Origin of the sequence: Streptococcus sp. 1171_SSPC, assembly GCF_001069335.1 — a bacterium.
In the GTDB taxonomy this organism is placed as follows: Bacteria; Bacillota; Bacilli; order Lactobacillales; family Streptococcaceae; genus Streptococcus; species Streptococcus xiaochunlingii.
Window position 1 is genome coordinate 1 of the sequence record NZ_JWAK01000023.1, and the last position, 25,000, is coordinate 25,000.

Below are 25,000 nucleotides of genomic sequence, written 5' to 3' on the forward strand. Positions count from 1 at the left end.
GTGAAAAGGCGGTGTCTTAACCCCTTGACCAACGGACCATGTCATTAACAGAACATATCCCATTATACCATCGATTCAAAAATTGTCAAGCCTTTTTCTGTATTTTATTTAATAATTCTTCGACCCTTTTCACCTGTGTACGAGAAACAGGGCAAGTTGTCTCCTCTTCTAACATCAAGAGTCTCTTGCGACGATCAAAATTGACAATCATTCTTTGATTGACTATATAAGACTGATTAGGACTGAAGAAATGATTGTCTACATCTTTCTCAAGTATATCCTTGATAGTCCCTAAAAATTCCTTTTGAAAATTCTTTCCAACAAGTCGCAATTTGTGGGAAACTCCAGTTGTCTCAATGTACAATATATCTCGGTATGGAACTCGAATTTCCATATTTTTGAAACTGTACTCAAAGAAATCAATGATATTTTTATTTTCAATCACATTCCTCTTCAAGTAGAGAATGCATTCTCGAATTTTTTCCTTAAACAAGTTTTCATTCAAGGTTTTTTCAATAAATTCAAGAGCTGATACCTTGTAACGATAGGTAATAGTAGCAAATTCCGATTTCGTCGTGATAAAGGCAATGATGGCAAAAGGATTGACCTCACGAATCATTTGAGCTGCCTTGATACCAGCTTTTTCATCCCCTTTGATATCAATATCAAGGAAGAAAAGCTGATGAAAATCACCATTGGTTAGATATTCCTTTAGTTCAGTTATTTTACTGGTGGAAACAATATTTAATCGTAGGCCTTCCTCCTCAGCGATAGCTTTCACATGTTTCTCTACTCGAACTTGTTGAGAAATTTCGTCCTCTAGCAATACAATATTCATCTATCTTCCTTTCTCTCCAATAACTAAGCTCTGCGTAAATTTTCCATTGATCAATTCTGTCTCTAGAAAAATAGCAGCATATTCTCCAATAAGCTCTTTTACAATCGCAAGGCCCATTCCTCTACGATCCCCTTTAGTTGAAAATCCTTTTTCATAGAGCTTATTCCAATTAATCGGCTCATCAGAAACAGAGTTCTTTATGATCAGATGCACTCCATTCGGCATATTAAAAACCGCTATTTGAACTTCTTTTTCTTGACTCATTTTAGCAGCTTCAATAGCATTATTGACTAAAATTCCAACAGTTCGTACGAGATCCAACAATCTCATTGGAACCTTTTCAATAATATCTTCTGTTTCAAAGGTTAGTTTAACACCCATTTCCTCTGCATAGATCCATCCCCTACTTAGGATACTTCTCAAAGCAGAATCTCGAATATTTCCTAGGTCAAATCCTGTATATTCTTCTTTTTGGAGTTGGCCGTAGCATTCTTCAAGAACATCTCTTTGAATTCGTTTAATATCCTCAATATTTTCTTCCTCAATCGCTAAATTTAAGGAAGTGATAATATTGCCAAAATCATGACGAAAACCTTTTAATTCTAAATAGAGGCCTTGAATTTTATTCATATACTGCTCCATTTGGCGCTGTTCGAACCTCTTTTGCTTCAACTCCATTTTCTTTTCATAACGATCTCGAACCGTCTTCATTTGAACCATGGTTCCGATAAATATCAAGAAACAAATCGTTGCTACCATGCTACCAAAACTATTGAAATGAGCAATATCACTTATCCAATGAGAAGCATTCAATACTAAGGTTAAAATAAGATAACTAACGATCAATTGTTTGACAAATTTCTTAAAAACCCGCTCTTTAAAATAGAGAAGATTCACTTCGAGAATAGAAATAATTCTCGTAATGATAACAATCGATAAAATTGAAATAAGAGTAACAAAAAATATAGAATAATAAGTTGCTATGTAGTCTCCAGTTATAGACGATAAAATTACTGATAAAAAAGTATCTGTTGTTTCAAAAGCTAGATAAATAAACAGAGAATATAAAATGGCAAAATAATGATCATATCTACAAAAGAATCTATAGTATGAGTAGAAAAATATAGGATAAGCTAAAATAAAGAAAGCATATAATAAATCTAAGTCAAAATATCCTAAAATAAAAGATATCACATGAAGTAAAGTAGAAATAATTAAAATTAAATAGAATTTTGAATGCTTATGTTTTAACTGTCTATCAATTAATGGATAAGATAAAATCAAGGGTAATCCAATGAGAATAAAATACACATAATTCATCGACATTATTTTTTACCTTTTTTAAACAAATCTCTAATTAAAATTTTTGTATGTTTATCCCCTCCACAGATTTGCTGCAATTCTTTTTCTGTAAGAACCTTAAATTCTTTAGAAACTGTTGATGGATTGTTTTTCATAAAAAAATCTCCTTATAATTTATTTGATTATTAAATTATTAAATTTAATATACATAAATTTTAGTAAAAAATCAAAGACTTTTTTAATATTTCCGCTATTTGGTTCATTTTTACAGCTATTTGGAACGAAAAATCTAGTTTTTGCAATTTTTTTATCCCATATGTTTAGAAAAATTCTAGTTTTTTAAAAACTAAGTAATAAAAAAAACGTGATTTGTATAAAAATCACGTTTTTTTATTTTGATCCCAGCAGGATTCGAACCTGCGACCGTTCGCTTAGAAGGCGAATGCTCTATCCAGCTGAGCTATGAGACCAGATTTCTTTTTATTCTATCAGAAAATAGGAGGAGCGTCAAGATTCATTTATGGTAAGGACTTCCTTGTTGAATCATAAATGCCCGGTAGATTTGTTCGATTAAAACAAGCTTCATCAATTGATGGGGAAGGGTTAACTTTCCAAAACTCATAAGTAAATTCGCTCGTTTTTTAACTGCTGAAGACAAACCTAGACTTCCTCCAATCACGAAGGTAATTTCAGAATACCCTCGTACAGTCACCTCTTCTAAGGCTTGACTAAACTTCTCAGATGGAAATTGTTGCCCTTCAATCGCTAAGGCAATCACATACTCACGATCTCCAATTTTAGCTAATATGCGATTTCCTTCTTTTTCCAGGATTTGCTGGTTTTCTAAATCACTGGCCCGATCTGGAGTTTTCTCATCCAGCAATTCTACCATTTCTACCTTCGTAAATCGACTCAAGCGTTTAGTATATTCGGCAATCCCATCTTTTAAATACTTTTCTTTTAATTTTCCAACTGTTACAATCTTAATTTTCATATTCATATTCTAACACAAATGAACTTATACACAAGTCTTCAACAAATAGACCAGCATCTATCTTTCAAAAAATGGCTCTATACTCACGTTTTTCACACTTATACACAGTTTTCCACAACTTGTGGAAAAAAATTCCATTTTAAGTTATAATTAAGAAACTAGGTCTATACTTTTCCATAATTGGAACAATAGGAGAAAACTATGAAACAATCATCAAATTTTCTAAAAAAAGCTTTGCAACTTTTACTTGTTCTTATCATTGGTTTTACTGGAGGAATCTTAGGAACCTTAACCTCTTTCCAGTTTACCAAGGGGAATTCTACAAATTCTAGTCAAGAAATAAAATCTACCAAAGTCAATCGTGCTTATAAGAATACAACATCAACTAGTGAAGCCGTTGATAAGGTTAAAAATGCTGTTGTTTCTGTTATTACCTACGCTGAAACCTCTGAAAAAGGTTTCATCAATGGAGAAACAGATTCTGATCCAGAAGTAGCTAGTGAAGGTTCAGGTGTTATCTATAAAAAAGATGGTAAAGACGCTTATGTAGTAACCAATGCCCACGTATTAATGGGAGCAACAAAAGCCGATATTCTCTTTGCAGATGGAAATAAAGTTTCTGGAGAAGTTGTTGGTTCTGATACTTTCTCAGATATTGCGGTTGTTAAAATCAGTTCAGATAATGTTACGACCGTGGCTGAATTTGGGGATTCATCTAAGTTGACTGTTGGAGAGACCGCAATCGCTATTGGTAGTCCTTTAGGAACAAAATTTGCCAATTCCGTTACCCAAGGGATTGTCTCTAGTCTCGGACGTACTGTGAAGCTCAAATCAGAAGACGGCCAAAATGTATCTACAAAAGCGTTGCAAACGGATGCTGCAATCAACCCAGGGAATTCTGGCGGTCCTCTTATCAATATTCAGGGACAAGTCATCGGAATCACCTCAAGTAAAATCTCTTCAAATGGCCAAACTGCGGTTGAAGGAATGGGGTTTGCAATTCCTGTAAATGATGTACAAAATATTATTGAACATTTAGAAAAAGATGGTAAAGTCATTCGTCCAGCTCTTGGAATTACCATGATGGACCTGGCTAACCTATCCTCTTCTGATCTTAGCCAATTAGACATTCCAAGCAAACTCAAAGGTGGGGTTCTTGTCCGCTCAGTTGAAAATGATATGCCGGCATCCAAATATTTGCGTCGATTAGATATCATTACAAAAATCGATGACACAACCATTGAATCAACTGCAGATTTACAATCTGCCCTCTATTCTCATCAAATTGGTGATAAAATTAAAGTCATTTTCTATAGAGATGGTAAGCAAAAAACAGCGACCATTGAGCTGACAAAATCTACAGAAAATCTTGGAAATTAAGTAAATTTACAACAGTGTCAACACACCTTTACGAAATTGTAAAGGTGTGTTATGCTATATACATCATGGAAAAAATTGATATTATTGACGTAAAGCAAATACGAACCAATCCTTTTCAACCTCGTCAAACCTTTGTACAAGAGAAATTAGAAGAACTCGCAGCTTCAATCAAAGAAAATGGATTAATCCAGCCCATTATTGTTCGAAAATCTCCTATTGTTGGTTATGAACTACTTGCTGGAGAAAGACGCTACCGAGCAGCTCAAATGGCTGGTTTCAAAGAAATCCCTGCGATTATAAGAGACTTATCAGATGATGACATGATCAAACAAGCCATTATCGAAAATTTACAAAGAGAAGATTTGAATCCAATTGAAGAGGCCGAATCCTACCAACATCTTATTGATAAAGGAGCTACCCATGAAGAAATTGCACAATTTATGGGAAAATCTCGTCCTTACATCAGCAACATGGTCCGTTTACTTCATCTCTCACCAGCTGTCAAAGAAGCCATCAAAAATGATCAAATTTCACAAGGACATGCCCGCATTTTAGTTCCTTTAAAAGAAGATCTACAAATCTATTGGTTGGAACGAACTCTGAAAGAAGGGCTAAGCGTTCGTAGTTTGGAAGAAAAGGTTTGTCAAAAAAAGAAAACACCTAGTAAAAAAGAGAAAGAACTCTTTTTAGCACAGGAAGAAAACAGATTAAAAAAGATTCTAGGGACCGAAGTAGAAATCCGTCTGACAAAACAAGAAAAAGGTAGTATTCATATTTCATTTAACAACCTTGATGAATACCAACGAATTATTAACAGTCTCAAATGAGGCTGTTATTTTTTATAACACAATTAACAGATTTATCCACTTCTTTAAAACTCCTCCTTACTTGATATTCCTATTTTTTCCTCTCTTATCCCCAACTTGTGGAAAACTTCTACACACATTGGGGATAACTATTCACATATTGTGGAAAAAACTCTTTTTTATTCCCTTAGAACAAGTTGTGGAAAACTCCCTCCTTTTATGATAAAATAAGAAAAACATAGCAAGTAAAAATGAATAGGAGGGCGATAAGTGTCAAGAGAAGAAACATTCTGGAATCGTGTGATTGAATTAAGTAAAAAGACATTTAAAAAAGAAATCTTTGACTATTTTGTCCTTACTTCAAGACTCATCAAAGTCGATCAACAAGAAGCCGTTATTTATTTAGATGCAGAAGTAAAGAAATTATTCTGGGAAGAGAATATGACAAAGGTGATTCTGACTGCTGGATTTGAAATTTATGCAGTAGAATTAACCATTTCCTATCAATTCAATCTTGAAGAAGAGGAAGAAGAAAAGGAGTTTATTCCCCTTTCAGAAACAACCAGAGACTATGCAGTGAGCCATGCTCCAATAGTAGATTTGCCTCCTATCCAAACAGGATTAAGAAAGAAATACACCTTTGATAATTTTGTAAGTGGAGATGGAAATCAATGGGCTTTGGCTGCCGCTTTAGCAGTTTCTGAAAACCTAGCTACCACTTATAATCCTTTATTTATCTATGGAGGACCTGGTTTAGGTAAAACGCATTTGCTCAACGCAATTGGGAATCAGATTATGGAAAACTACCCAAATGCTCGAGTAAAATACATCCCAGCAGAATCCTTTATCAATGAATTTTTAGAGCGTCTTCGCCTCAATGATATGGATACCTTTAAAAAAACCTATCGAAACTTGGATCTGCTCTTAATTGATGATATTCAATCGCTTGGAGGAAAAAAGGTTACAACTCAAGAAGAGTTCTTTAATACCTTTAATGCTCTTTATGGGGATAATAAGCAGATTGTCCTAACTAGCGATCGTAGTCCTGATCATTTAGATAGCTTAGAAGAACGTTTAGTCACGCGCTTTAAGTGGGGCTTGACGCAAAATATTACACCGCCAGATTTTGAAACTCGAATCGCTATTTTGAGAAATAAAATCGAAGACCTGGACTTTACTTTCCCGGATGATACACTCGAATACCTAGCAGGTCAATTTGATTCTAACGTCCGAGACTTAGAGGGTGCGTTGAATGATATCTCTCTTGTAGCAAGAGTTAAAAAAATCAAAGATATTACAATAGATGTCGCAGCTGAAGCCATTCGAGCTCGTAAGAATGAAGCCTTACAAATTACGGTGATTCCTATTGAAAAGATTCAAACGGAAGTTGGAAAATTTTACAATGTCAGTGTCAATGAAATGAAAGGCTCTCGACGAGTTCAAAATATTGTCCTAGCTCGACAAGTAGCTATGTACCTCGCCCGCGAGATGACCGACAATAGTCTTCCTCGTATCGGTCGTGAATTTGGAGGAAAAGACCACACAACGGTCATGCATGCTTATGAAAAAATCAAAGGGATGATCGAAATTGATGACAATCTCAGACTTGAGATTCAAACCATCAAGAAAAAATTAAAGTAATCCCATGTGGACAATCCTAGAAAAACTTGCTTCTTTTTCCACATGTTGTGAACAAGGCACTTTTCAATTCCTGTCTGGCTTTAGAAGAGTTTTCCACATGTTCCACACACTCTACTATTACTATTAACTTACTAATACTAAAATAATAAAAGGAGATCTCATGATCAATTTTTCTATTAACAAGGCTTATTTCCTGCAAGCTTTAAATACGACAAAAAGAGCCATTAGTTCAAAAAATGCCATTCCTATCTTATCCACTATTAAGATTGATGTCACTTCTGAAGGGATTACTCTCATTGGATCAAATGGACAAATTTCAATCGAGTACTTTATTTCTGTTAAAGATGAAAATGCAGGCCTTCTTGTAACGACACCAGGTGCTATTCTTTTAGAAGCAACTTTCTTTATCAATGTTGTGTCCAGTCTACCAGATGTCGTTTTAGATGTGAAAGAAATCGAACAAAAACAAATTGTATTAGTTAGTGGAAAATCAGAAATTACCCTTAAAGGAAAAGATGCAGAACAATATCCTCGCATTCAAGAAATTTCAGCCAGCAACCCTCTAACGCTCCCAATTCAAACTTTGAAGAAAATCATTTCTGAGACAGCTTTTGCAGCAAGTACCCAAGAAAGTCGTCCGATTTTGACAGGAGTTCATTTTGTTCTTTCTGATCACAAGGAATTAAAAACGGTGGCAACGGATTCTCATCGAATGAGTCAAAAAAATATTACCCTTGAAAAAAATGGGGATAACTTTGATGTTGTGATTCCAAGCCGTTCTTTACGCGAATTAACGTCTGTCTTTTCAGATGAGATTGAACAGGTTGAAGTCTTCTTTGCCAATAACCAGATTTTATTTAGAAGTGACAATATCAGTTTCTATACACGCCTGTTGGAAGGAAACTATCCAGATACGGATCGCTTGATTCCAACAGAGTTTAGTTCGGAAGTAACCTTTAAAGTTGCTCATCTTCGCCAAGCCATGGAACGGGCCCGCCTGTTGTCTAATGCTACTCAAAACGGTACTGTTAAATTAGAAATCACTAGTGGGGTCGTTTCTGCCCACGTAAATTCTCCTGAAGTAGGGCGCGTGAATGAAGAAATTGATACAGAAGCAGTTTCGGGAGATGATTTAAACATCAGCTTTAACCCAACTTATTTGATTGACGCTTTGAAAGCCATTGAAAGTGAAAAAGTCGTCATTCGCTTCATCTCTGCAGTTCGTCCCTTTACTTTGGTACCAGCAGAGGAGTCTGAACGCTTCATTCAATTAATTACACCAGTTCGGACCAATTAAGGGTCAAAAGCTAGCATTGAACAGGCTAGCTTTTCGTCTTCTATGTTGATGAAAGGAAAATCCATGTATCAGGTCGGTGATTTTGTAGAAATGAAAAAACCCCATGCTTGTATTATTAAAGCAACAGGGAAAAAAGCCAATCGTTGGGAAATTCGGCGAGTAGGGGCAGATATTAAAATTCGTTGTAGCAATTGTGATCATATAGTCATGATGAGCCGTCATGATTTTGATCGAAAAATGAAAAAAGTATTGTAAAAGGTTCAGTCATCTATGTGACTGAACCTTTTGTATTATTTTAATTCTTCAAATTTTCCATCTTTTACTTCTTTGAAGCCATTAGATTTAAATGTTTTAAGTGTTGTCTTGTAGCCAATGTAATCAACATTTTGATTTTCTTGTGTAGCAATTAACTGATTTTCTTGTAATTCTTTTAAATCTGCCTTGGTATAATCGATCTTTGTTTTCTCAACAACATAGTCATCTTTGTATTCTGCAGAGTGTGAGAATCCTTTGACATCTTTGAATTTTTTATCGTATTCATCAATAACTTTTTTTAATTGTTCTTTTGGCAATCCTGCTCCTTCGTAGTAAATAACACTTGTAGAATCTGTACTTAGAATTTTATCCCCCTGATATTCAACAATCAAACGAATATCAGTTTTCTTATCTTGGTTAATTAATTGAAGGTACCCTTTTTTTGTACTTTGTCCACAAGCTCCCAGAAGAAATAGGGTAAAGACTGCTAAAAGAGGCAGAAGGATCGATTTAATTGATAGTTTTTTCATGACGAAAACTCCTTTATTATTGTTGGTTTGATTATACCATATTCTTACAGGATTGGATAGGTGACTTTTAGTTTTAAGAGAGAGTATTTTTTCATTATCTTGTGCTTTGAATTATGTTATAATAAAAGGGATTGAAATGTGAACGGAGAAGAAGATAAATGGCTTTAACAGCAGGTATCGTTGGTTTGCCAAACGTTGGTAAATCAACCCTATTCAACGCAATTACCAAAGCAGGAGCAGAGGCTGCAAACTATCCCTTTGCGACCATTGATCCAAACGTTGGAATGGTAGAAGTTCCAGATGAACGCCTCCAAAAATTAACGGAAATGATCACTCCTAAGAAGACAGTTCCGACAACCTTTGAATTTACAGATATAGCAGGGATTGTAAAAGGTGCTTCTAAAGGGGAAGGACTTGGTAATAAATTCTTGGCCAACATTCGTGAAGTGGATGCCATTGTCCATGTGGTACGTGCTTTTGATGATGAAAATGTCATGCGGGAGCAAGGTCGTGAAGATGCTTTTGTTGATCCACTAGCAGACATTGATACTATTAACCTAGAGTTGATTTTGGCTGACTTAGAATCTGTGAATAAACGCTATGCGCGTGTGGAAAAGATGGCTCGTACGCAAAAAGACAAGGATTCCGTTGCAGAATTTAACGTTCTTCAAAAGATTAAACCTGTTCTTGAGGATGGGAAGTCAGCTCGTACCATTGAATTCACAGACGAAGAACAAAAAGTTGTCAAAGGTCTCTTCCTCTTGACCACTAAACCAGTTCTGTATGTAGCGAATGTGGATGAGGATGTCGTTGGAGACCCAGATTCGATCGATTATGTGAAGCAAATTCGTGAATTCGCAGAAACAGAAAATGCAGAAGTAGTAGTGATTTCTGCGCGTGCTGAAGAAGAAATTTCTGAATTAGACGATGAAGATAAAAAAGAGTTTCTTGAAGCCATTGGTTTGACAGAATCAGGTGTGGATAAGTTGACGCGTGCAGCTTACCATTTACTTGGACTTGGAACTTACTTCACAGCTGGTGAAAAAGAAGTTCGCGCTTGGACTTTCAAACGTGGTATGAAAGCTCCTCAAGCAGCTGGAATTATCCACTCAGACTTTGAAAAAGGATTTATCCGTGCTGTAACCATGTCTTATGATGATTTGGTCAAATATGGATCTGAAAAGGCTGTAAAAGAAGCAGGACGCTTGCGAGAAGAAGGAAAAGAATATGTCGTTCAAGATGGCGACATCATGGAATTCCGCTTCAATGTATAAAGAAAATAAGTAAATAACCAAAAGGTTGGAAAAAAATTCCAGCCCTTTTGGCTTTTGAAAGGGAAAGTAAATGACAAAATTAATCGTCGGATTGGGAAATCCGGGAGATAAATATGTGGAAACCAAACACAATGTTGGCTTTATGTTAGTGGATCAGCTGGCGAAGTCTCTCAACCTCACTTTTTTACATGATAAGATTTTTCAAGCAGATGTGACCTCCACCTTTATAGATGGAGAAAAGGTACTTTTAGTCAAGCCAACCACTTTTATGAATGAGAGTGGCAAGGCCGTACACGCGCTTTTGACCTATTATGGTTTAGAGGTGGAAGATTTGGTCGTTATTTATGACGACTTGGATATGGAAGTCGGCAAGATTCGTCTTCGTGCCAAAGGATCAGCTGGAGGCCACAACGGAATCAAATCAATTATCAACCATATTGGAACTCAGACCTTTAATCGCATCAAGATTGGAATCGGAAGACCCAAGCATGGCATGTCAGTAGTCCACCATGTCTTAGGGAAATTCGATCAGGATGATTATGCTACCATCCTCCTTGCTATCGACAAGTCAGAAGAAGCCCTTCGTGTTTATTTAAAAGAAGGGCAGTTTGAAAAAAAAATGCAACAATACAATGGATAAATATAAGACACTGGTTGATCTATTTCAACAAAATAAAAATATCAGAAAATGGCAACAAGACCAACAAAAAAGAAGTCGCTCTCTTCTACTAGGACTGTCTTCGTCTACAAAAGCTATTACCATGGCGACAGCTGTCGAAGACGGACACAAGGTCTTGGTCTTGACCTCTTCCCAAAATGAAGCAGAACGGCTCGCCAGTGATTTATTGGGTTTATTAGGCGAAGAAAAGGTCTATCTTTTCCTCGGAGATGACAATCCTTTGGCAGAGTTTGTCTTTGCTTCCCAGGAACGGATCTTTTCTCGTCTGGAAGCTCTGGACTTTCTTTTAGCTCCAGAAAAAGAAGGAATCGTCATTGCCAATGTAAGTGGTAGTCGTTTGCTCTTACCTAATCCAAAGACTGTCAGCTCTATGATTCAGTCTTTCTCTGTTGGAGAAGAAAGAAATCTGACAGAATTGAAAGATACCCTACTGGCTATGGGCTATCAAAAGGTTTCACAGGTAAGCCAACAGGGAGAGTTTAGTCTTCGAGGGGATATTGTAGATCTTTTTGAAGCCAGTCAAGATTTCCCTTATCGCCTGGAATTTTTTGGAGATGAGATTGATGGCATTCGGACCTTTTCTCCAGAGACTCAACGTTCACTAGAAAATCTAGATGCGGTAATAGTTCATCCAGTTAGTGATATGTTACTAACTAAAGATGATTTTCTAAGAGGACAGAAGAATCTAGAAAATCTGATTCAAAAAAGTCCTCATCCAGAGTTCAAATCCTATTTGACTGAGATACTCACAGAAGCGCATCACCAGCGTCTCCATGCAGATAGTCGAAAATTTCTCTCTCTTTTTTATCAGCAAACCTATACTCTCTTTGATTACCTCCCCAAACATGCTCCTCTTTTTTTGGATGATTACCATAAAATCATGGATCAGGAGGCGCGGTTTGATGTAGAAGTTGCTAACCTTTTGACAGAGGACCTACAAAAGAGTCGCTCTTTCGCTGAAGCCCAGTATTTTGCGGACAATAGCGCACTCTTACGCACTTATAAACCAGCTTCTTATTTTTCAAATTTTCAAAAAGGCTTGGGAAATCTGCGATTTGATGCCCTCTATTCTTTTAACCAATACCCCATGCAGGAATTCTTCAGTCAGTTCTCTCTTTTAAAAGATGAAATTGACCGTTTCCGTAAACAAGACTACACAGTCATTCTTCAGGTGACGAGTAAACAAGGACTCCACCAGTTACAAGAGCACTTGAGAGATTATGGGATTGACCTGGATTATCTTGCACCTGATCAGCTTCATCCAGGGCAGAGCCAGTTGATCATCGGTGGGTTGGCGCGTGGCTTCCACTTTGTGGATGAGAAGATTGTCTTGATTACAGAGACAGAAATCTTCCAGAAAAAGGTTAAACGAAAGATCCGTCGGCAAACTATTTCTAACGCGGAGCGGTTAAAAAACTACAATGAGTTGGAAAAGGGAGACTACGTTGTTCACCAGGTTCATGGAATTGGTCAGTATTTGGGACTAGAAACCATCGAAATTTCTGGTGTCCACCGAGACTATGTCTCCATCCAATATCAAAATGGAGATCGGATTTCCATCCCTGTGGATCAAATCCAGATGCTGTCCAAGTATGTTGCGAGTGATGGCAAACCTCCTAAAATCAACAAACTCAATGATGGTCGCTTCCAAAAGGCCAAACAAAAGGTCCGTCAGGAAGTAGAGGATATTGCAGATGATCTGATTCAACTTTATGCAGAGCGAAGCCAATTGAAAGGCTTTGCCTTTACTCCAGACGATGAGAACCAAGAAGCTTTTGATCAGGCTTTTCCCTATGTTGAAACAGATGATCAGATTCGCTCTATCCAAGAAATCAAGAAGGATATGGAATCTTCAAGCCCTATGGATCGCCTCTTGGTCGGAGACGTGGGCTTTGGGAAGACAGAAGTTGCTATGCGAGCGGCCTTTAAAGCTATCAAAGACCATAAACAAGTGGCTGTCTTAGTTCCGACAACGGTCCTAGCTCAACAGCATTATGCCAATTTCAAAGAACGCTTCGAGGCCTTTCCAGTAGAAGTTGATGTCTTGAGTCGTTTCCGGAGTCGTGCTGAGCAAAAAGAAACTTTGGAAAAACTTAAAAAAGGCCAAGTCGATATTTTGATTGGAACCCACCGTCTCTTATCTAAAGATGTGGAATTTGCGGATCTTGGCCTCATCGTGATTGATGAGGAGCAACGGTTCGGTGTAAAACACAAGGAAACCCTCAAGGAGTTAAAGAAAAAGGTCGATGTCTTAACCTTAACGGCAACGCCCATTCCTCGGACCCTTCATATGTCTATGTTGGGGATTCGGGATTTGTCTGTTATTGAAACCCCGCCGACCAATCGTTATCCTGTTCAAACCTATGTCTTAGAAACCAATCCAACCATTATCCGAGATGCTATTCGTCGGGAGATGGATCGGGGAGGTCAGGTTTATTATCTCTACAACAAGGTAGATACCATTGAGCAAAAGGTTTCAGAGTTACAAGAATTGGTACCGGAAGCCTCTATTGGGTTTGTTCATGGACAGATGAGTGAAGTACGGTTGGAAAACACCTTGATGGACTTCATTGAAGGTGAGTATGATATTTTAGTCACAACCACCATTATTGAAACAGGAGTGGATATTCCCAATGCCAATACCCTCTTTATTGAAAATGCCGACCATATGGGCTTGTCTACCCTTTACCAATTGCGAGGCCGGGTCGGACGAAGCAATCGCATTGCCTATGCTTATTTGATGTATCGGCCGGACAAAACCTTGACAGAAGTTTCTGAAAAGCGTCTTGAAGCTATTAAAGGATTCACTGAATTGGGATCTGGTTTTAAGATTGCTATGCGAGATTTGTCTATTCGAGGTGCCGGGAATATTTTAGGGGCTTCTCAATCTGGTTTTATCGATTCCGTCGGATTTGAAATGTATTCACAGTTACTCGAAGCTGCTATTGAGAAGAAACAAGGAAAAGAGAAAAAACGCCAAAAAGGAAATGCGGAGCTCAATCTCCAAATTGATGCCTACATTCCAAGTGATTATATCTCCGATGAACGTCAAAAAATTGAAATTTACAAACGTATTCGAGAAATTCAAGTCCAAGAAGATTATGAACTGCTGCAAGATGAATTGATTGATCGTTTCGGAGAATATCCTGATGTGGTAGCCTATCTCCTAGAAATAGGGTTTATCAAATCTTATCTGGATCAGGTCTTTGTTAAAGTGGTTGATCGAAAAGATAATCAACTAACGGTGAAATTTGAGCCAATTACCAAGCAACTTTTCTTGACTCAAGATTATTTTGCTGCCTTATCAGTAACTAATTTAAAAGCTCGTATTGCAGAAAGCCAAGGATTGATTGAATTAATCTTTGATGTGCGAAATAAAAAAGACTTCGAAATTTTAGAAGGCTTGCGACAATTTGGGGAGAAATTACTGGCCATCAAGCAGGAAAAATTGGAAAATCAAGACTAGGAAGAAAGATTTTACTAGGCTCTTTCTAAAAAAATGGTACAATAATACATTAGAGGTGATACGATGAGATTAGATAAATATTTAAAAGTTTCCCGCATTATCAAAAGACGCCCTGTAGCTAAAGAAGTAGCCGATAAGGGGCGAATCAAAGTCAATGGGGTCCTAGCAAAAAGTTCAACCGACTTGAAGGTGAATGATGAAGTCGAAGTTCGCTTTGGAAATAAGCTATTGACAGTAAAAGTGTTGGAAATGTTAGATAGTACTAAAAAAGAAGATGCGTCTAAAATGTATGAAATCATTCGTGAAACAAGGATAGAAGAAGATGCCTAAAAATATTGTACAAATGAATAATCGGTATATTCAAGACGAACATCAGCGTCAGAAATACCAGAATGAGGAGCGAAAAAAACAGAACCGTTTTATGGGTTGGGTTCTCATTTTAATTATTTTATTGTTTATTCTCCCAACTTATAATCTGGCTCAGAGTTACCAGACGCTTCAAAAACGCAAACAACAATACGTTCAATTGCAAGAACAATATCAGCAAACCCTTGAGGAAAAAGAATATCAAAAGGATATCGTAGAGAAATTGAAGGATGATGAATATGCTGCAAAATATGCACGCGCAAAATATTCCTTCTCTAAAGATGGCGAATATATTTATACGATACCTAATTTATTACCGAAATAATGGAAAATATTGTAAAAACTGTTCAACAATTTCTAGAATATTCTGATACAAAATTAGAAGAGTTAGCTAAAAAAAATCAAGCCTTAAAATTGCAAGAAGAAACTCAGGAAAGGAGCAAGGATGAATAAGTTAGTTTATTGGATGATTTTTCCTACTTTCTTAGTCACCCAACCCTTATCTAATCCATCCCAAGTCCAAGTTCCATTGACTGCTGATTCTTCTTACGCTAGTCAAATAGGGACTCAGGATCATTTCTTTGTCTCCATCCCATCTAACCCGAATGTTTATCAGCCAATCGTGACCTATTCGGATCCAGAATTGAGTCAAAAAATTGGGGAAATCAAGCCTGATACTCCCTTTACTGTTGATCAATTATTTGTGAATGATCAAGGGAAATCTGTTTTTAAATTATCGAATAAACAGTATGTAGTAGCTGATCAAGATCAAATTTACGAAGATTCGGTTTTGGAATTAACAGAAGAAAAAAAGACCATGTGGCTGACGTCCTCTTTTACAGTTTATGATCAACCCTTGGTAAATGGCGCAAAAAGCAAAAAAACAAGTCTGACTCCTTATAGTAAGGTTGAAATCACCAAGACTGCCAAAACTTTAAAAGGGACCTACCTAGAAATTCCTGGCCAGGGGTGGATTGCAAAAGATGAACTTTCTGCTCAAGATAATCGGATGGAAAAAGTCCAAGAGATTCTCAATCAGAAATACAATAAAGACGGAATTGCAGTTTACGTGAAGCAGGTGGATACTGGAAAGACTGCTGGGATACATGAAGACCAGGAAATGTATTCTGCTAGTATAGCCAAGCTCTTGTATTTGTACTATACTCAAAAAGAGGTAAACGAGAGCCATGTAGATTTGCAGACTTCCTTAAAATATACAAAAGAAGTCAATGACTATCCCGGAGCTTATGAACCGGAAGGCAGTGGAAGTATTTCAAAAATACCGGATGATAAGGATTATACCGTTGCTGATTTGATTAACCGGGTGGCCAAAGAATCCGATAATGTTGCGCAAAACATTTTAGGCTATTATGTAACGCACCAATCAGACAAAAAATTTCAAAAGGTGACCAATAAGATTGCAGGAAAAACGTGGAATGTAGAAACTAGAATGGCATCTCCAAAAATGGCGGGAAATGTCATGGAAGCTATCTACCAACAAAATGGTGGAATCATTGATGCTCTGTCAGAGACTCGCTTTGATGATCAACGAATTTCAAAAGATATCCCAGTCAAGGTTGCTCACAAGATTGGAGATGCATATGATTTCCGTCATGATGTCGCCATTGTTTATACAGATTCACCATTTATTTTAGCTATTTTTACGGATCACTCTGATTACGAGACTATCTCAGCAATTGCCAAAGATATTTATGAGGTCTTACAGTAATGAAAGAAAAATTTCTTCAGTTCTGTCAAAAGGAGGGGCTTTTTGAATCTCATCAAAAAGTCCTTTTGGCTTTATCAGGAGGGGTGGACTCCATGACCTTACTGGATTGCCTCTACCATTATCGGCACCAATTAGGAATTGACCTCGTTCTTGCTCATGTCAATCATCACCAACGCATTGAAGCTGACCAAGAAGAAAGAGGAATTCAAGCAATAGCTGAAGCAAAACATCTACCGCTGAAGGTTGCCCATTTCTCTGGTCCTTTTTCTGAAAGCCGAGCTAGACAATTCCGCTATGATTTCTTTAAAAAAGTTATGAAAGAAGAAGCTTGTAGTGCTCTCGTCACTGCTCATCATATGGATGATCAGGCAGAAACGATTTTGATGCGTCTGATTCGTGGAAGTCGTCCGCGACATTTAAGAGGCATTCCTTTAAAACAACCATTTGGACAGGGTGTGTTGATCCGTCCCCTCTTACATTTCAAAAAAAAGGATTTTCCAGAAATTTTTCATTTCGAGGATAAGAGCAACCGGTCCTTGGACTATTTCCGTAACCGTATCCGTCATCGTTTTCTCCCACTCTTAGAAAAAGAAAACCCCCAAGTGACGAGTGCTTTGGTCAACTTAGGAGAGGATCTCAGTCATTGGCACCAGGCTTTAAAAGAGTTGACCAAAGATTTGAATCCACAAGATGTGACACAGTTTCAAAAGCAATCACCAGCTGTTCAGATTTATTTGCTGGAAGAGTATCTAGCTAGTTTTCCAGATTTGCAATTGAGTCGGGCACAATTTGAACAATTACACAGAATAGTAGTGACTAAGTCCAATACGCAACAAGTTCTAAAGAATGGTTATGAACTTTATAAAGATTATCACTATTTTGAAATTCGGAAAATCAGTCGTAGGATGGATGACCGAATGTCAGAAGATTTGTTACAATTTGGAACCATAAAGACAGTAGGTGCTTATCGCTTTTTATTTGGAGTGGAACCAAGCGATTCATATATGGAGGCTATCCCACTTCCAAACAACCATCCAGTTTCTCTTCGACCTCGTAAAAGGGGAGATCGTATTCTGATAAACGGTCACCATAGAAAAGTTAGCAGATTATTGATTAACCAAAAAATCCCTTTAGATCAACGAAACAATCTGGTGGTTTTAGAACAAGATAAACAAATACTGGCTATTCCTGAAATTGCGATCAGTGATTTGAGTAAGGAATTAAAAAATGGTATAATGAAGGATACAATTTATATCCAGAAAATAGATAGGTAAAAAAGATGTTAGAACAAGATATCAAAAAGATACTCATTTCCCACGATGAAATCGTGACTGCAGCACGTGAACTTGGTAAAAAACTGACAGAAGATTACCAAGGGAAAAATCCGATTTTAGTAGGGATTTTAAAAGGGTCAGTCCCATTTATGGCGGAATTGATCAAACATATTGATACGCATATTGAGTTGGATTTTATGCTAGTGTCTAGTTATCATGGTGGAACATCAAGCTCAGGCGTGATTAATATCATCAAAGATATAGACCAAGACATTAAAGACCGAGATATTCTCTTTGTTGAAGATATCATTGATACTGGTAAAACTCTTAAGAGTTTGAAAGAATTGTTTGAAGGACGTCAACCAGCATCTGTTAAAATTGCTACCTTGTTAGATAAACCTGAAGGACGCTTGGTTGAGATTGAAGCAGATTACACTTGCTTTACCATTCCAAACGAGTTTGTTGTGGGCTATGGTTTAGACTACGATGAAAACTATCGAAACCTTCCTTATATCGGAGTATTGAAAGAAGAAGTGTATTCAAAATAGAGGAAACTAGATGAAAAATAACAAAAACAATGGTTTTGTCCGAAATCCTTTTCTGTACTTATTGATTATTGTAGCTGCTGTTACAGGTTTTCAGTATTTCTTTGCTGGAAATAGTATCGGACAAAGTCAGCAGATCAATTATACAGAATTGGTAAAAGAGCTTAAATCAGACAACGTCAAGGAAATTAACTACCAGCCAAACGGTAGTGTCATTGAAATTTCCGGTACTTATAACAAAGCAAAAACCAGCAAGGATGATACAGGGGTTCAATTTTTCACTCCAAGTCCAAGTAAGGTGACTCGCTTCACGAGTGTGATTTTACCGTCTGATTTGACTGTTCAAGAATTACAAAACTTAGCATCCGAACATAAGGCTGACATCACTATTAAACGGGAAAGCTCAAGTGGAATGTGGATTACCATTCTGACTTCAATCGTTCCCTTTGTGATTGTCATGTTCTTCTTCTTCTCTATGATGAATCAAGGGGGTGGCGGTGGCGCCCGCGGTGCTATGAATTTCGGCCGTAACAAAGCGCGTGCTACCAATAAAGAAGATATCAAGGTTCGTTTTTCAGATGTAGCAGGGGCTGAAGAAGAAAAACAAGAACTCGTTGAAGTGGTTGAATTCTTAAAAGATCCAAAACGCTTTACAAAATTGGGTGCCCGTATCCCAGCAGGTGTTCTTCTTGAAGGCCCTCCGGGAACTGGTAAAACATTACTTGCTAAAGCAGTTGCAGGAGAAGCTGGCGTACCATTCTTTAGTATTTCAGGGTCTGACTTCGTAGAAATGTTTGTCGGTGTCGGTGCAAGCCGGGTTCGTTCTCTATTTGAAGATGCCAAAAAAGCAGCACCAGCCATTATCTTTATCGATGAGATCGATGCTGTTGGACGTCAACGGGGAGTTGGCCTTGGTGGGGGAAATGATGAACGGGAACAAACCCTCAACCAGCTCTTGATTGAGATGGATGGTTTTGAAGGAAACGAAGGCATCATCGTGATTGCAGCCACTAACCGTTCAGATGTTTTGGACCCAGCCCTCCTTCGTCCTGGGCGTTTTGACCGGAAGGTTTTAGTTGGTCGTCCTGATGTAAAAGGACGCGAAGCTATCTTGCGTGTCCATGCTAAAAACAAACCATTAGCAAAAGATGTCGACTTGAAACTAGTTGCCCAACAAACACCGGGATTTGTTGGAGCGGATCTTGAAAATGTCTTAAACGAAGCAGCTCTGGTAGCGGCCCGTCGCAATAAGAAGGTTATTGATGCATCTGATATTGATGAAGCAGAAGACCGTGTGATTGCTGGTCCATCTAAGAAAGACAGAACAGTTTCTCAAAAAGAACGCGAATTGGTTGCTTACCATGAGGCAGGGCATACCATTGTTGGTTTAGTCTTATCTAATGCTCGTGTTGTTCACAAGGTGACCATCGTTCCACGTGGACGTGCTGGTGGTTATATGATTGCTCTTCCAAAAGAAGACCAAATGCTTCTTTCTAAAGAAGATATGAAAGAACAATTGGCTGGATTGATGGGAGGACGTGTTGCAGAAGAAATTATCTTCAACGTCCAAACCACAGGAGCTTCCAATGACTTTGAACAAGCGACCCAAATGGCGCGTGCTATGGTAACGGAATATGGAATGAGTGAAAAACTTGGTCCAGTTCAATACGAAGGCAACCATGCTATGTTTGGAGCTCAAACGACTCAAAAATTCATTTCAGAGCAAACAGCATATGAAATTGATGAAGAAGTAAGAAGTCTTTTGAATGAAGCTCGCAATAAAGCGGCTGAAATCATCCAGAGCAATCGTGAGACCCACAAATTGATTGCAGAAGCCTTGTTGAAATACGAAACCTTGGACAGTGTTCAAATTAAGTCGTTGTATGAAACAGGTAAAATGCCAGAAGATACTGATTTAGAATTAGAAAAAGAATCTAAACCATTATCTTATGAAGAAATTAAATCTAAAATGGAAGAAAATAAGTAATAAACTCTATAGTCTTCTAAAGCTTTTAGAAGGAGCCGAAAATTTCGGCTCCTCAGATTGAAGATAAAGTCTTCTAAAAACTTTCCTTAGGTGAGATCGGACGTCAGCGAACTTCTAAGAAGTTCCATGACTAATTATTGAGCCTAAGGTCTCAATAATTCCGAGTGCCTGAAACTATTACGTTTCAGGCACTTTTCTCACGGCGGAAAAGTTTCTAATCTTCCTAAATGACTAAAAATAAAAGTAATTTTTTGAAAAGCATCTTGCTTTTTTATGTAAAACAATAGTTTGTCTACATTCAAGGGAGCCGAAATTTCGGCTCTTTTTTTTCAAAAAAGTGTTGACAGATGAAAATGAACTGATATAATAGATTACGTTGTAAAAATGGTCCGTTGGTCAAGGGGTTAAGACACCGCCTTTTCACGGCGGTAACACGGGTTCGAATCCCGTACGGACTATCGCAAAAAAGTTGTTACATTCGTAGCAACTTTTTTTGTTTGATAAAACCATTATTCTGACATTCTTATCAAAATAATGACCAATTAGAATAAGAAAAGATCCCAAATAGAAAATAAGCACAAATAAATCAAAACCTCCTTTAAAATGAAGACTAGTTAGAAAGGAGGTCCAATGAACTTTAAAAAATCATATGAAAAAGTAAAATGGATAGTATGGAAATGTGAAAAGGAATTTTATATTCATCTTTGGGATCACGCAGATTGGGAACAAGAGGGAAGACTAGTGCTGTATGAGTTACAAATAAGTAATCCGGAGGTAGAAGAAAATGAAGAAATTCTATTAACCTACTTCAAAACAAAGTTTCGCAATCACATAAAGGATAAGGTTAGAAAACAAGAGAGCGACAAAAGGAAATTAAACAAGGTACCTTATACAGAGATTGGTGAAATTAGTCATCGACTTCGATCAAAAGAACTCTTTTTGGATGAACTAGTCCTATTAAGAGGAGCCCTGAAAGAATTCCGAAAAAATCTAACCGATAAAGAAAAAGAAGATTATGATAAACTTCTGATGAATCAACGTTTTTCAGGAAGAGCAAAGATGCGGAGAAGGCTAAAAGAATACTTGAAAGACTTCAAGGATCAACATTTATGAAAAAGGATGTAAAAAGCATCCTTTTTCATAAAAAAATAAAAATTAAAAAATAGAAAAAAGATATTGACAAGGCGAAGTGGTCGTGATATACTAATATAGTTGTCGCGCGAGAGCGACAAAGACCTTTGAAAACTGAACAAGACGAACCAATGTGCAGGGCACTATAACTAAGGTTATAGTACTGAACAATGAAAAAAACAATAAATCTGTCAGTGACAGAATGAGTTTAAGACAAACAATTATTTTAATGAGAGTTTGATCCTGGCTCAGGATGAACGCTGGCGGCGTGCCTAATACATGCAAGTAGAACGCTGAAGGAAGGAGCTTGCTCTTTCCGGATGAGTTGCGAACGGGTGAGTAACGCGTAGGTAACCTGCCTGGTAGCGGGGGATAACTATTGGAAACGATAGCTAATACCGCATAACAGTAGATGTTGCATGATATCTGCTTGAAAGGTGCAATTGCATCACTACCAGATGGACCTGCGTTGTATTAGCTAGTTGGTGAGGTAACGGCTCACCAAGGCGACGATACATAGCCGACCTGAGAGGGTGATCGGCCACACTGGGACTGAGACACGGCCCAGACTCCTACGGGAGGCAGCAGTAGGGAATCTTCGGCAATGGACGGAAGTCTGACCGAGCAACGCCGCGTGAGTGAAGAAGGTTTTCGGATCGTAAAGCTCTGTTGTAAGAGAAGAACGAGTGTGAGAGTGGAAAGTTCACACTGTGACGGTATCTTACCAGAAAGGGACGGCTAACTACGTGCCAGCAGCCGCGGTAATACGTAGGTCCCGAGCGTTATCCGGATTTATTGGGCGTAAAGCGAGCGCAGGCGGTTAGATAAGTCTGAAGTTAAAGGCTGTGGCTTAACCATAGTACGCTTTGGAAACTGTTTAACTTGAGTGCAAGAGGGGAGAGTGGAATTCCATGTGTAGCGGTGAAATGCGTAGATATATGGAGGAACACCGGTGGCGAAAGCGGCTCTCTGGCTTGTAACTGACGCTGAGGCTCGAAAGCGTGGGGAGCAAACAGGATTAGATACCCTGGTAGTCCACGCCGTAAACGATGAGTGCTAGGTGTTGGGTCCTTTCCGGGACTCAGTGCCGCAGCTAACGCATTAAGCACTCCGCCTGGGGAGTACGACCGCAAGGTTGAAACTCAAAGGAATTGACGGGGGCCCGCACAAGCGGTGGAGCATGTGGTTTAATTCGAAGCAACGCGAAGAACCTTACCAGGTCTTGACATCCCTCTGACCGCTCTAGAGATAGAGCTTTCCTTCGGGACAGAGGTGACAGGTGGTGCATGGTTGTCGTCAGCTCGTGTCGTGAGATGTTGGGTTAAGTCCCGCAACGAGCGCAACCCCTATTGTTAGTTGCCATCATTCAGTTGGGCACTCTAGCGAGACTGCCGGTAATAAACCGGAGGAAGGTGGGGATGACGTCAAATCATCATGCCCCTTATGACCTGGGCTACACACGTGCTACAATGGCTGGTACAACGAGTCGCAAGTCGGTGACGGCAAGCTAATCTCTTAAAGCCAGTCTCAGTTCGGATTGTAGGCTGCAACTCGCCTACATGAAGTCGGAATCGCTAGTAATCGCGGATCAGCACGCCGCGGTGAATACGTTCCCGGGCCTTGTACACACCGCCCGTCACACCACGAGAGTTTGTAACACCCGAAGTCGGTGAGGTAACCTTTTAGGAGCCAGCCGCCTAAGGTGGGATAGATGATTGGGGTGAAGTCGTAACAAGGTAGCCGTATCGGAAGGTGCGGCTGGATCACCTCCTTTCTAAGGATAAGGAAACCTGCACGTTCGTCTTGTTTAGTTTTGAGAGGTCTTGTGGGGCCTTAGCTCAGCTGGGAGAGCGCCTGCTTTGCACGCAGGAGGTCAGCGGTTCGATCCCGCTAGGCTCCATTGGTGAGAGATCACCAAGGATGAACATTGAAAATTGAATATCTATATCAAATAGTAACAAGAAAATAAACCGAAAACGCTGTGAATATTTAATGAGTTTTCTAATTTTTTAAGAAATTAGGTTAATAAGGTTAAGTTAATAAGGGCGCACGGTGGATGCCTTGGCACTAGGAGCCGAAGAAGGACGTGACAAACGACGAAATGCCTCGGGGAGCTGTAAGTAAGCTTAGATCCGGGGATGTCCGAATGGGGGAACCCAGCAGGTGATACCTGTTACCCATATCTGTTAAGGATATGAGGAGGAAGACGCAGTGAACTGAAACATCTAAGTAGCTGCAGGAAGAGAAAGCAAAAGCGATTGCCTTAGTAGCGGCGAGCGAAACGGCAGGAGGGCAAACCGAAGAGTTTACTCTTCGGGGTTGTAGGACTGCAATGTGGACTTAAAGATTATAGAAGAACTACCTGGGAAGGTAGGCCAAAGAGAGTAATAGCCTCGTATTTAAAATAGTCTTTATACCTAGCAGTATCCTGAGTACGGCGAGACACGTGGAATCTCGTCGGAATCTGGGAGGACCATCTCCCAACCCTAAATACTCCCTAGTGACCGATAGTGAACCAGTACCGTGAGGGAAAGGTGAAAAGCACCCCGGGAGGGGAGTGAAATAGAACCTGAAACCGTGTGCCTACAACAAGTTCGAGCCCGTTAATGGGTGAGAGCGTGCCTTTTGTAGAATGAACCGGCGAGTTACGATATGATGCGAGGTTAAGTTGAAGAGACGGAGCCGTAGGGAAACCGAGTCTGAATAGGGCGTCTTAGTATTATGTCGTAGACCCGAAACCATGTGACCTACCCATGAGCAGGTTGAAGGTGCGGTAAAACGCACTGGAGGACCGAACCAGGGCACGTTGAAAAGTGCTTGGATGACTTGTGGGTAGCGGAGAAATTCCAAACGAACTTGGAGATAGCTGGTTCTCTCCGAAATAGCTTTAGGGCTAGCGTCGACATTAAGATTCTTGGAGGTAGAGCACTGTTTGGGTGAGGGGTCCATCCCGGATTACCAATCTCAGATAAACTCCGAATGCCAATGAATTATGGTCGGCAGTCAGACTGCGAGTGCTAAGATCCGTAGTCGAAAGGGAAACAGCCCAGACCACCAGCTAAGGTCCCAAAATAATTGTTAAGTGGAAAAGGATGTGGGGTTGCACAGACAACTAGGATGTTAGCTTAGAAGCAGCTATTCATTCAAAGAGTGCGTAATAGCTCACTAGTCGAGTGACCCTGCGCCGAAAATGTACCGGGGCTAAAACAATTTACCGAAGCTGTGGATACCTTTAATGGTATGGTAGGAGAGCGTTCTATGTGTGAAGAAGGTATACCGTGAGGAGTGCTGGAACGCATAGAAGTGAGAATGCCGGTATGAGTAGCGAAAGACAGGTGAGAATCCTGTCCACCGTAAGACTAAGGTTTCCAGGGGAAGGCTCGTCCGCCCTGGGTTAGTCGGGACCTAAGGAGAGACCGAAAGGTGTATCCGATGGACAACAGGTTGATATTCCTGTACTAGAGTATGTAGTGATGGAGGGACGCAGTAGGCTAACTAAAGCGTGC

Annotated in this window: 21 protein-coding genes, 3 tRNA genes and 2 rRNA genes (1 of these 26 cut by a window edge); 20 read left to right on the plus strand and 6 right to left on the minus strand. The window is 39.0% G+C overall.

The genetic code is table 11. The features are described 5' to 3' along the window. Positions 1–85 precede the first annotated feature (85 nt). From ADF75_RS04330 to rlmH, 5 genes are all read right to left on the minus strand, one after another. Complete coding sequence (locus ADF75_RS04330) at positions 86–838, minus strand: response regulator transcription factor (protein ID WP_048789282.1); 753 nt, start codon at positions 836–838, stop codon at positions 86–88. Further along, positions 839–2,164, minus strand: coding sequence for a sensor histidine kinase (locus ADF75_RS10800; RefSeq protein WP_239665201.1), 1,326 nt, complete (start codon positions 2,162–2,164; stop codon positions 839–841). Continuing rightward, complete coding sequence (locus ADF75_RS10195) at positions 2,164–2,295, minus strand: bacteriocin (RefSeq protein WP_082162654.1); 132 nt, start codon at positions 2,293–2,295, stop codon at positions 2,164–2,166. Before ADF75_RS10195 ends, ADF75_RS10800 begins: the two co-directional genes overlap by 1 nt. Before the next feature lie 241 nt (positions 2,296–2,536). Then, positions 2,537–2,610, minus strand: a tRNA-Arg gene (locus ADF75_RS04340). A 44-nt stretch (positions 2,611–2,654) separates the two neighbouring features. Next, positions 2,655–3,134, minus strand: a complete 480-nt coding sequence (rlmH, locus tag ADF75_RS04345; RefSeq protein ID WP_048789283.1) for a 23S rRNA (pseudouridine(1915)-N(3))-methyltransferase RlmH — start codon at positions 3,132–3,134, stop codon at positions 2,655–2,657. A gap of 201 nt (positions 3,135–3,335) precedes the next feature. Here rlmH and ADF75_RS04350 point away from each other — a divergent pair, with 201 nt between their 5' ends. The 5 genes from ADF75_RS04350 (at position 3,336) to ADF75_RS04370 (ending at position 8,513) form a co-directional block, all read left to right on the plus strand. After that, positions 3,336–4,514, plus strand: a complete 1,179-nt coding sequence (locus ADF75_RS04350; RefSeq protein WP_048789284.1) for a S1C family serine protease — start codon at positions 3,336–3,338, stop codon at positions 4,512–4,514. Positions 4,515–4,579: 65 nt separating this feature from the next. Beyond that, complete coding sequence (locus ADF75_RS04355) at positions 4,580–5,341, plus strand: ParB/RepB/Spo0J family partition protein (protein ID WP_048789285.1); 762 nt, start codon at positions 4,580–4,582, stop codon at positions 5,339–5,341. A gap of 279 nt (positions 5,342–5,620) precedes the next feature. Continuing rightward, positions 5,621–6,961, plus strand: coding sequence for a chromosomal replication initiator protein DnaA (gene dnaA, locus ADF75_RS04360; protein WP_376739471.1), 1,341 nt, complete (start codon positions 5,621–5,623; stop codon positions 6,959–6,961). 160 nt (positions 6,962–7,121) lie between these two features. Beyond that, complete coding sequence (gene dnaN / locus ADF75_RS04365; RefSeq protein WP_048789286.1) at positions 7,122–8,258, plus strand: DNA polymerase III subunit beta; 1,137 nt, start codon at positions 7,122–7,124, stop codon at positions 8,256–8,258. Positions 8,259–8,321: 63 nt separating this feature from the next. Next, positions 8,322–8,513 carry a DUF951 domain-containing protein gene (locus ADF75_RS04370; RefSeq protein ID WP_048789287.1) on the plus strand — a complete coding sequence of 64 codons (192 nt, stop codon included), beginning with the start codon at positions 8,322–8,324 and terminating at the stop codon, positions 8,511–8,513. Between the two features lie 35 nt (positions 8,514–8,548). Here ADF75_RS04370 and ADF75_RS04375 read toward each other — a convergent pair whose 3' ends face one another. Then, complete coding sequence (locus ADF75_RS04375; RefSeq protein ID WP_048789288.1) at positions 8,549–9,043, minus strand: DUF1307 domain-containing protein; 495 nt, start codon at positions 9,041–9,043, stop codon at positions 8,549–8,551. Positions 9,044–9,201: 158 nt separating this feature from the next. Here ADF75_RS04375 and ychF point away from each other — a divergent pair, with 158 nt between their 5' ends. From ychF to ADF75_RS04445, 15 genes are all read left to right on the plus strand, one after another. Continuing rightward, positions 9,202–10,317, plus strand: coding sequence for a redox-regulated ATPase YchF (ychF, locus tag ADF75_RS04380; RefSeq protein ID WP_048690434.1), 1,116 nt, complete (start codon positions 9,202–9,204; stop codon positions 10,315–10,317). A gap of 70 nt (positions 10,318–10,387) precedes the next feature. Then, complete coding sequence (pth, locus tag ADF75_RS04385) at positions 10,388–10,957, plus strand: aminoacyl-tRNA hydrolase (protein ID WP_048789289.1); 570 nt, start codon at positions 10,388–10,390, stop codon at positions 10,955–10,957. Next, positions 10,950–14,462, plus strand: coding sequence for a transcription-repair coupling factor (gene mfd / locus ADF75_RS04390; RefSeq protein ID WP_048789290.1), 3,513 nt, complete (start codon positions 10,950–10,952; stop codon positions 14,460–14,462). Before pth ends, mfd begins: the two co-directional genes overlap by 8 nt. A 63-nt stretch (positions 14,463–14,525) precedes the next feature. Continuing rightward, complete coding sequence (locus ADF75_RS04395; RefSeq protein ID WP_023024830.1) at positions 14,526–14,792, plus strand: RNA-binding S4 domain-containing protein; 267 nt, start codon at positions 14,526–14,528, stop codon at positions 14,790–14,792. Further along, the gene (locus tag ADF75_RS04400; protein WP_023024832.1) at positions 14,785–15,153 is read left to right on the plus strand and encodes a septum formation initiator family protein; all 369 of its coding nucleotides are present in this window, start codon (positions 14,785–14,787) and stop codon (positions 15,151–15,153) included. The genes ADF75_RS04395 and ADF75_RS04400 overlap by 8 nt, the downstream gene beginning before the upstream one ends. Next, positions 15,153–15,281, plus strand: coding sequence for an SP_0009 family protein (locus ADF75_RS10870; protein ID WP_260469288.1), 129 nt, complete (start codon positions 15,153–15,155; stop codon positions 15,279–15,281). Before ADF75_RS04400 ends, ADF75_RS10870 begins: the two co-directional genes overlap by 1 nt. Further along, complete coding sequence (locus ADF75_RS04405; protein ID WP_048789291.1) at positions 15,274–16,557, plus strand: serine hydrolase; 1,284 nt, start codon at positions 15,274–15,276, stop codon at positions 16,555–16,557. Before ADF75_RS10870 ends, ADF75_RS04405 begins: the two co-directional genes overlap by 8 nt. After that, positions 16,557–17,831, plus strand: coding sequence for a tRNA lysidine(34) synthetase TilS (tilS, locus tag ADF75_RS04410; RefSeq protein ID WP_048789292.1), 1,275 nt, complete (start codon positions 16,557–16,559; stop codon positions 17,829–17,831). The genes ADF75_RS04405 and tilS overlap by 1 nt, the downstream gene beginning before the upstream one ends. Before the next feature lie 5 nt (positions 17,832–17,836). After that, a complete protein-coding gene (gene hpt / locus ADF75_RS04415; protein WP_048789293.1) occupies positions 17,837–18,379 on the plus strand; it encodes a hypoxanthine phosphoribosyltransferase in 543 nt (180 codons plus the stop codon). Between the two features lie 10 nt (positions 18,380–18,389). After that, positions 18,390–20,363, plus strand: coding sequence for an ATP-dependent zinc metalloprotease FtsH (gene ftsH / locus ADF75_RS04420; RefSeq protein WP_048789294.1), 1,974 nt, complete (start codon positions 18,390–18,392; stop codon positions 20,361–20,363). A 386-nt stretch (positions 20,364–20,749) separates the two neighbouring features. Next, a tRNA-Glu gene (locus tag ADF75_RS04425) sits at positions 20,750–20,821 on the plus strand. A 172-nt stretch (positions 20,822–20,993) separates the two neighbouring features. Further along, the gene (locus tag ADF75_RS04430) at positions 20,994–21,476 is read left to right on the plus strand and encodes a hypothetical protein (protein ID WP_048789295.1); all 483 of its coding nucleotides are present in this window, start codon (positions 20,994–20,996) and stop codon (positions 21,474–21,476) included. Between the two features lie 243 nt (positions 21,477–21,719). Next, positions 21,720–23,268, plus strand: a 16S ribosomal RNA gene (locus ADF75_RS04435). 53 nt (positions 23,269–23,321) lie between these two features. Beyond that, a tRNA-Ala gene (locus tag ADF75_RS04440) sits at positions 23,322–23,394 on the plus strand. A 129-nt stretch (positions 23,395–23,523) separates the two neighbouring features. Continuing rightward, positions 23,524–25,000 (plus strand): 23S ribosomal RNA (locus ADF75_RS04445) (it continues 1,422 nt past the right edge of the window). Together the 16S and 23S rRNA genes with 1 tRNA gene alongside form the textbook arrangement of a ribosomal RNA operon.